The sequence below is a fragment of the Tabrizicola sp. genome (assembly GCF_051645465.1).
In the GTDB taxonomy this organism is placed as follows: domain Bacteria; phylum Pseudomonadota; class Alphaproteobacteria; order Rhodobacterales; family Rhodobacteraceae; genus Tabrizicola.
This window is the reverse complement of the sequence record NZ_JBOFBI010000206.1, coordinates 1-8,269: the sequence shown is the minus strand read 5'-3', so window position 1 is coordinate 8,269 and position 8,269 is coordinate 1. Positions and strand designations below refer to the sequence as shown.

General features: G+C 61.5%; 8 protein-coding genes and 1 pseudogene. 5 read left to right on the top strand and 4 right to left on the bottom strand.

Features of this window, described 5'->3' with window-relative positions; translation table 11 throughout:
* A pseudogene (locus ACRCSW_RS13440) lies at positions 1 to 296 on the bottom strand (dTDP-glucose 4,6-dehydratase); the annotation flags it as partial.
* A gap of 259 nt (positions 297 to 555) precedes the next feature.
* Between ACRCSW_RS13440 and ald the strand changes: the two are divergent.
* Positions 556 to 1,674 (top strand): alanine dehydrogenase, encoded by a 1,119-nt coding sequence (gene ald / locus ACRCSW_RS13435; protein ID WP_438705833.1) that lies wholly within the window; start codon positions 556 to 558, stop codon positions 1,672 to 1,674.
* A 51-nt stretch (positions 1,675 to 1,725) separates the two neighbouring features.
* Here ald and mscL read toward each other — a convergent pair whose 3' ends face one another.
* Positions 1,726 to 2,136 carry a large conductance mechanosensitive channel protein MscL gene (mscL, locus tag ACRCSW_RS13430; RefSeq protein WP_438705831.1) on the bottom strand — a complete coding sequence of 137 codons (411 nt, stop codon included), beginning with the start codon at positions 2,134 to 2,136 and terminating at the stop codon, positions 1,726 to 1,728.
* 181 nt (positions 2,137 to 2,317) lie between these two features.
* Positions 2,318 to 3,268 carry an L-threonylcarbamoyladenylate synthase gene (locus ACRCSW_RS13425; protein WP_438705835.1) on the bottom strand — a complete coding sequence of 317 codons (951 nt, stop codon included), beginning with the start codon at positions 3,266 to 3,268 and terminating at the stop codon, positions 2,318 to 2,320.
* A gap of 106 nt (positions 3,269 to 3,374) precedes the next feature.
* Here ACRCSW_RS13425 and ACRCSW_RS13420 point away from each other — a divergent pair, with 106 nt between their 5' ends.
* From ACRCSW_RS13420 to ACRCSW_RS13405, 4 genes are all read left to right on the top strand, one after another.
* The gene (locus ACRCSW_RS13420) at positions 3,375 to 5,078 is read left to right on the top strand and encodes an acyl-CoA dehydrogenase (RefSeq protein ID WP_438705829.1); all 1,704 of its coding nucleotides are present in this window, start codon (positions 3,375 to 3,377) and stop codon (positions 5,076 to 5,078) included.
* A 185-nt stretch (positions 5,079 to 5,263) separates the two neighbouring features.
* Positions 5,264 to 6,430, top strand: a complete 1,167-nt coding sequence (locus tag ACRCSW_RS13415; protein WP_438705828.1) for an ATP-binding protein — start codon at positions 5,264 to 5,266, stop codon at positions 6,428 to 6,430.
* Positions 6,423 to 6,773, top strand: coding sequence for an STAS-like domain-containing protein (locus ACRCSW_RS13410; protein WP_438705826.1), 351 nt, complete (start codon positions 6,423 to 6,425; stop codon positions 6,771 to 6,773). Before ACRCSW_RS13415 ends, ACRCSW_RS13410 begins: the two co-directional genes overlap by 8 nt.
* Before the next feature lies 1 nt (position 6,774).
* The gene (locus ACRCSW_RS13405) at positions 6,775 to 7,221 is read left to right on the top strand and encodes a hypothetical protein (RefSeq protein WP_438705824.1); all 447 of its coding nucleotides are present in this window, start codon (positions 6,775 to 6,777) and stop codon (positions 7,219 to 7,221) included.
* Positions 7,222 to 7,233: 12 nt separating this feature from the next.
* Here ACRCSW_RS13405 and ACRCSW_RS13400 read toward each other — a convergent pair whose 3' ends face one another.
* Entirely contained in the window at positions 7,234 to 8,058 is an 825-nt protein-coding gene (locus ACRCSW_RS13400; protein WP_438705823.1) for a ParB/RepB/Spo0J family partition protein, read from the bottom strand.
* Positions 8,059 to 8,269 lie beyond the last annotated feature (211 nt).

Sequence of the window (8,269 nt, the reverse complement as noted above, 5' to 3'; positions counted from 1 at the left end):
TTGACATCAAAAGCCGCCTGACCGGCCTGCATCGGGTCGCCCCAGGCTGCCACGACCTCGGCCTTGTAGCCGTCGGCAACGTGATGCGTCTGGTCAAAGACGCGCTTGAGCTCGGTGAAGGTAAGGCTCGACTGGACGGCTTGGGCGTGGGCCTGGCCGGAAAACAGCGACCCCACAAACCCCGTCGCGGCCACAGCCGAAAGCCCCCCGGCCGAGCCGAGCAGGAACCCCCGACGCGAGACACGCTCGGCGATGACGGTGCGGATGTTCTGGCTGGAGTTCTTTCGATCGGACATTGTTTTTCTCCCTGGCTGGATCGAACCAGCCTGCACCCGGCATGTAACGGATGGTCGTCAAGCCAATGAGACTTCCTCGCGGGGGACTCGGCCCGAACGGGGCAATTGCACGGCTGGCGCAATAATCTTCGGTCATGCCGGGTTTTTGGCGAAGAAACCATCACCCAGGATCGATCCAGCCGCCCAGAATTCAAGGCATTGTCAGAAGAACAGGCCAGTATTGCATGAAGACAGAAATTTGCCCCTGGGGGAGGGAAACATGAAGATCGGATGCCCGAAAGAGATCAAGCCGCAGGAGTTCCGGGTCGGCATGACCCCCGACGCCGCGCGTGAGGCCGTTGCCCATGGCCACAAGGTCCTGATCGAGAAGAACGCCGGAACCGGTGCAGGCTTCTCCGACGCCGACTACAAGGCCGCAGGTGCGAAAATCCTCGATACGGCGGAAGAGGTCTTCGAGAAGGCCGACCTGATCGTCAAGGTCAAGGAACCCCAGGCGGTCGAACGCAAGCGCCTTCGCGAAGGCCAGGTGCTGTTTACCTACCTGCACCTCGCCCCCGATCCGCAGCAGACCAAAGACCTTCTGAAATCCGGCGCGACCTGCATCGCCTATGAGACGGTGACCGACGACCGCGGCGGCCTGCCGCTTCTTGCCCCGATGTCCGAGGTTGCCGGCCGCCTTGCCCCGCAGGTCGGCGCATGGACGCTGCAGAAAGCCAACGGCGGGCGCGGGGTTCTGCTTGGCGGCGTGCCGGGCGTATCCCCCGCCAAAGTTCTGGTCATCGGTGGTGGTGTCGTCGGCACCCATGCGGCCAAAGTCGCTGCAGGGATGGGAGCGGATGTAACCGTGCTCGACCGGTCGATTAACCGGCTGCGCTATCTGGATGACGTCTTCGGTCGCGACTTCAAGAACGCCTATGCCAGCGCCGGGAACACCATCGCTCTGGCCCGCGAGGCTGACTTGATCATCGGCGCGGTCCTGATCCCCGGTGCTGCAGCGCCGAAGCTGATCTCGAAAGCGCAGCTGAAAGACCTCAAGCCCGGCGCAGCGCTTGTCGACGTGGCCATCGATCAGGGTGGCTGTTTTGAGACCAGCCGCGCCACGACCCACCAGGATCCGATCTACGAGGTGGACGGGATCATGCACTACTGCGTGGCAAACATGCCGGGCGCGGTTGCGCGGACATCGACCCAGGCGCTTGGCAACGCCACGATGCCGTTCATGCTGGCGCTGGCCGACAAGGGCTGGAAGAAGGCCTGCGCCGAGGACAAGCACCTTCTGAACGGCCTCAACGTCCATGCCGGAAAGCTCACCTATGCAGCAGTGGGCGAGGCGCTTGGCATGCCCGCGATTTCTGCCGCCGAGGCGCTGGCGATTTAACAAGAAAGGCACCCGGATCGTCTCCGGGTGCCTTTGCCTTTAGTCTGGCGCTTACTTCTTCAGCGCGACCAGGATGTCTTTAAGCAGGTCAACTTCCGACGGACCGGCAGGGGCTGCGGGCTCTTCCACCTTGGGAGGCATCAGCTTGTTCATTCCCTTGACCAGCATGAACACGACGAAGCCGATGATCACAAAGTTGATCACAGCGGTGATGAACGCGCCATAGGCAAAGACCGCAGCGCCAGAATCTTGGGCGGCTTTCAGAGACACCGGATTGGTGCCGGACAGGTCGACAAACATGTCCGAAAAGTTGACGCCACCCAGGATGAGCCCGATGATCGGGTTGATCAGATCACCAACCAGGCTGTTGACGATCGCTGTGAAGGCCGCGCCGATGATGATACCAACGGCCAGGTCCATTACATTGCCTTTCATAAGAAAGGCTTTGAATTCTTTAATCATTTCACGGTTCCCTTTTACTTTCCCGCCTTGGTCGGCAGGCGTTCTGATTGCACAGGCTTCTCAGGCCCGGCAAAACTATGGCACAGGATCAACGAGTCCAGAACGGGGAATTTTTCCGATTGTGGCGCAAACCGGGCGTTTCTGCCACAATCCGTTCTCGCTGTTAAACAGCAAGCAAACGTCAGTCCCGGGGCGCTGCGGCGCGGCGCAGCCGGTCATTGATCGCGCGGCCCAGTCCCTTTTCAGGCACCGGTGCGAAGGCGATCTTGCCACCTGGGCCCGCCAGCCGGTCGGCCTCGCGAAGGACGTGGAACAGCCTTGCCGCCGCTTCAACCAGATCGCCGCTGACCGACAGCGACAGCACTCCCGGCACCTGGCCGAACCCTACCATGACCTCACCTGCCCGCGCATCCGCGGCGTCAAGCCGAAGGTTTGCGTCAGGTGCATAGTGCGAGGCCAACTGACCGGGCGAAGTCGGCTTGACCGCATCTCCTCCCACGGCGATCAACCCGCCCAACGCGGCCTCAAGCGCTTCGACCGGTATGCCGCCGGGGCGGAGCAGCACTGGCTCCGGGTCGGCCAGAACGATGGTCGACTCCAACCCCACCGCGCAGGGTCCGCCGTCGATGACGGCTGCAATACGGCCCGAAAGACCGTCCAGAACATGCTCCGCCCGCGTCGGCGAGATGCGACCCGAGGGGTTGGCGGAAGGTGCAGCAACCGGGCCGCCAAAAGCCCGCAAAAGCCGCTGGGCCAATGGATGCGCGGGGACCCGCACTGCGACAGTGGAAAGGCCAGCCGAGAGAAGGGGCGACAACCCCGCCCCGGGACACAGCGGAAGAACCAGCGTCAGCGGGCCGGGCCAAAAGGCCTGGGCCAGCGCATGAGCTTTCGGCCCGACCTCCGCAATCGCCTGAACCGCAGCAAGGTCGGGCAGGTGCACGATCAGCGGGTTGAACGTTGGCCGACCCTTGGCCTCATAGATCCGTGCCACGGCCCGATCCGACCGGGCGTAACCGCCCAGGCCATAGACCGTCTCGGTCGGGAAGGCGACCAGCTCCCCCGCCCGAAGCAGCCCCACTGCTGCATCAATCCCGGCATCGTCTGGGGCAAGGGTTCGGGTCATGACAATTGACGCAGCGTCCAACTTGAAGGACCACACGATTGGAATAGCGTTAGCTCCGGGCCGTCCATACGGCAGGCCCCCTGCTTTGCCAAGTCTTCGGGAGGAGTACCCAATGCCCTATCGCGCGCCAGTCAAGGATCTTCGTTTCATCCTCGACCACGTTGTGGGCTTTGCCGACGTCGCGGCTACCGCCCGCTTTGCCGATGCAACTCCGGAAATGGCTGAAGCAATCCTGACCGAGGCGGGCCGCATTTCGACCGACATCCTCGCCCCCCTGAACCGTTTGGGCGACATGCACCCCGCCCGGCTGGAAAACGGCGCAGTCGTCACCGCTCCCGGCTTTGCCGAGGGCTATCGCACTATCGCCACCGGGGGCTGGGTCGGAATGTCCGCCAGCCCTGAGTACGGCGGCATGGGCCTGCCGATCGCGCTGTCACTTTCGGTCGACGATATGATGTCGGGCGCGTGCATTTCGCTGCAGCTGAAGCCGCTCTTGTCGAAAGGCCAGATCGAAGCGCTGGAGCATCACGCCTCGGACGAGATCAAGGCGCTCTACCTGCCGAAGCTGACCTCGGGCGAGTGGTCGGGGACGATGAACCTGACCGAACCCCACGCGGGCACCGATGTCGGGGCCTTGCGGTCGAAGGCCGAGCCGAAGGGTGACGGGACCTATGCGATCTCGGGGCAGAAGATCTTCATCACCTGGGGCGAAAGCGATCTGACGCCGAATGTCTGCCACCTGGTCCTGGCGCGGCTGCCGGATGGGGCTGCGGGGACGAAGGGGATCAGCCTCTTCATGGTCCCGAAGTTCATTCCCGATGATGCGGGAAACCTGGGCGCGCGGAACTCGCTTCGGGTCGTGAGCCTCGAACACAAGCTCGGCGTCCATGGCAGCCCGACCTGTGTCATGCAGTTCGACGGCGCGACGGGCTGGCTGGTGGGCGAGCCGCACAAGGGGATGGCGGCGATGTTCACGATGATGAACAACGCCCGGCTTTCCGTCGCCGCGCAGGGCGTGGGGGTCGCGGAGGCAGCGCTTCAGCATGCGCTGGCCTATGCGATGGACCGCAAGCAGGGAGCGACGCCGCTGTCGAAGACCGGGACGATCATCGAACACGCCGACGTCCGCCGGATGCTGGCGACGATGCGGGCCGAGGTCTTTGCGGCCCGCTCCATCGCGCTTTCCTGTGCCGTGGCGATCGACATGACAACGGCCACCGATAGCCCCGACTGGCGGGCTCGGGCGGCGTTGCTTACTCCGATTGCGAAGGCTTATTGCACCGACGTCGGCTGCAAGGTCGCGCATGAGGGGGTGCAGATCTATGGCGGGATGGGGTTCATCGAAGAGACGGGGGCGGCGCAGTTCCTTCGGGATGCGCGGATCCTGCCGATCTATGAGGGGACGAACGGGATCCAGGCGATGGACCTTGTGGGCCGCAAGATGGCGGACGGGGGAGAGGCTGCGTTCCGGCTGATCGACGAGGTCCAGCGGGGGGCCGAGGCGGCGCGGGGGCAGTTCCCGGATCTGGCGGGGGATGTCTGGTCGGCGGCGGAGGCTCTCCGCGAGGGGACCGAGGCGCTGGTGGGGCAGGATTTGAACGACCGCTTTGCCGGGGCGGCGGCGTATCTGCGGGCCTTTGCCCTGGTTCTGGGGGGGCACGCGCATCTGAAGGCGGCGCTGGCTGACCCGGAACGGGAGCCGCTGGCCCGGGTGATGATCCGCCGGCTTCTGCCCGAACATGCGGCCCTGCTGACCCAGGCGCGGGAGGGGGCGGGGGGGCTTTATGCCCTGAGCTACGACATCCTCGCGGCGTGAGGGTCCAGGAGGTTGAGCACAGTGCTCAGGGTGGAGGCCGCAAAGGATTCCAATGGGTTAGAGGTGGGGCGTTAGGGGTTTGTTAAGGGGTGGGGGCTGCTTACCGGATGGATCGAGGGCTGGCGCTATCCTTGCCCTCGTTGTAGCGTTCTGGTTTGCAACCAAGTTTGCGGTTAGCGAGTGACATGAAGAAGCTGACACATCGGTATAGGAAGTGGTTGCGCCACCGCTCACGTCAGCAAAGCACCAAGAATCAACGAAATAGACGACTTCGCTATGTAGAGTACGTTACGGTTTGGCTCAACGATCGTTCGGAAAGAGTTGTATCTCGGCGCCCAGCAGTACTTCCACCTGATACACTCTGCTTCGAGAAAAATCCTGAACAGACTATCAAGTTCCTGTCCGACTGGAGAGAGAAGAACGCAATACCGAATTTCGCCTTGCGAAAGAAGAATTGGGTGGTCCGACCCAAGCGCGGGATGCCTTGGATAAACGGCTACGTCGATTATGGAAAAATCCGAGAAATCTCAACCTCGGCGTCTGTTGTGATAGCAGCGGAGTATGATCGGGCGCGAAGAATCATGGGAGAGGTTCCACCGGCCATCAACTTACATGAGTGGAGCGCCGACGCTTTTCAGAAACTTTTTGAAATGGGTTTTTTCGAGATTGTGGGCATCACGCACGATGTAAGCGATCGCTTCAATCAAAGTGGAGACGTCCGCACGATGAGGATTGCGTCTGGTCGAGACGCAACCGAACTTGAGCAGGTATGCACCATGATCCTGCAACTGAGCAGGTTCATTGAGGAGTTAGACCCCCTTCCAAGAGATGTGTTTATCGCCCTCAATACAGCAATTTCTGAAGCGATCTCGAATGTTACAAGATGGGCCTATCCATCAGATGTGAGCTTTCCGTTTGCCCACGTGTCGGCATGGTGGATAACCGCTACGGCAGATAGACGTAACAGAACCCTTACAGTAGTCGTCTACGATCAAGGAGCCACAATACCTGTTACATTTCCGCGAAAGCCCGCAGGTCAGAAGCTCCGAGATACACTGCTGGGAATGTTCAGGGGGCCACAACATGAGTACGCGGATGACGGCGTATACATCTCGGCAGCAATGAAGCCCGGAGCCAGCAGTACGGACCATTCATGGCATGGAAAGGGTCTTCCGCAGATGGTTGACCTGATAAAGCTGTGTAAAGGTGGCTCCGTATCAATTCTGAGTCGAGGGGGCGAGTGTACGGTTACTCATGATGGTGCCGAGACCCATCAGTACCGTCCTTCGTCAATCGGCGGCACTCTGATCACTTGGAAACTAGTCCTGCCGAAGGATTCTGAAAATGGATGAAACAGTCAAGATCAATGTTGCGACAGAGTTTTCCAAGTTTCCATCGGGCAGAGATGATGCGGATGGTCCGTTTAATGGAACGAAATTTCGTAAGGAACTGTTGCTACCTCGTCTTCAGGAAGCAATGCAAAAGAAAGTAAAACTGGTTGTAGAGCTAGATGGCGTGCTCAGCTTTGGCTCTTCCTTCCTTGAGGAGTCCTTTGGTGGCCTGATTAGGCGAGAGAGTGTGTTGCGAGAAGACTTGGAAGCTACATTGGTGGTTTTGCCCGGATGGGAAGGCAATAAGAGATACAGTGATGCGATAGCTCGGTACATCAAGGACGCGCGGAAGGAGAGCCACTGATATGCTTGGTGATCTTGGGCTCATTATACTGGGTGGCCTCATTACATATCTACTTTCCATGGTAATTGCGAAACTAACCAATGATCAAAACGAGATCACAGAGCACGTTGCCGAAATTATCAGAGTTGAAGAGGCTGCCGTCGCATACTGGGTGTACGACCCGTCGAAGGAACCTCTGGGTTCGAGGGCGAAGGAGCTCGCTGCCAAGCTTCAAGGTCAGATGCTTTGCACGTCGGCATTTCGAGAACGAGCGGAAAAGCTCCTCGGCGATTCTTTCGACGAATATCGAGAACTAGATGGAAAGCTGTTTGATACCTCCACGGGCGGATCATTTGGTAGTCCAGAACGTTCTGCCGACTTCGAGAGAGTCATTGAGATAATCGGCATCTGCCATCAGCTACGGAACGTGCTGCGTCGTAGTAGGTCCCGACGCTACTGGGCGCACTAGTCTTCGTACTCTTCATCCCTTCTGAAACCACTGCTCCACCCTGTCCAGGACGTCATCGACGAGGCCACCCTTCTTCGCCTCTGGCCCCGAGAACCGCAGGACCCAGCCGGTGGGGGTGGGCTCGCGGCGGATCGTGAGACCTTGCCTCAGCTGCAGCATCCGGCGGGGGCGGCCGGTTTTGGGGTTGGTGGGCTCGCGTGCGATGTCCATCAGGACGGGTTGGAGGGTGGACCATTGGGTCTCGGCGCCTGACCTCGCGACGGGTTGGAGGGTGGCGATCAGGAGGTCTTCGTGCCCGCCTGTCAGTGCAGCCGCGATGGCGTCGAGTTGGCGGGTGGAGAAGTCGTGCGGCGCGGTGAGGAGGCCGTCCAGCGCCTGGACCACCATGGTGTGGCTGCGGATGCGGGCGCGGGTAAAGCGGGAGACGGCGGGGAAGAGCACGGCGATTGCCGTGTCGGGGGTGTCGAAGTGGCCTTCCTCGATGGTGTTGAGGATGAGCGTGCCTTTCTCCCACGGGCTGATGTCCGACCGGTTTTCGTTTTCGCTGACCATGGCGGCCATGGCGTCCGGGATCGAGGCGGGGGTGCGGAGGAGGGCGGGGATGGTCTGGTGCCCAAGCTCGCGGCAGGCAGTGAGGCGGCGGAGGCCGGAGATGAGGCCGTGGGTGAAGCCGTCTCGGGGGGTGGAGAGTTGCCAGACCTCGATGGGGAGGCGGAGGCCTTCGGTGGCGATGGAGAGCTGGAGTTGGGCGAGCGCCTCGGGGTCGAGCTGGGTGCGGTCGCGGAGGAGGGCGTGGGGGTCGATCTCGGCGAGGGGGAGGTGGTGAAGGGTGTCCATGGGCGTGCTCCTTTTGGCGGGAGGAGAGCGCATGCTGGTTAGGGTTTGGTGAGCGGGGCGCGCGGTGGGTTTTGGCGGGGTGCCCGCTTTTTGGCCGGGTGCCCCCCTCCCCCGGCCCCTCCCCCACGCCGGGGGAGGGGGGGCTTGGGGCTGGCGGTTGGGATGGGATGGTGGGCGTCGTGAGAGAGAGTCGGGCTGAAGCCCGACCTAC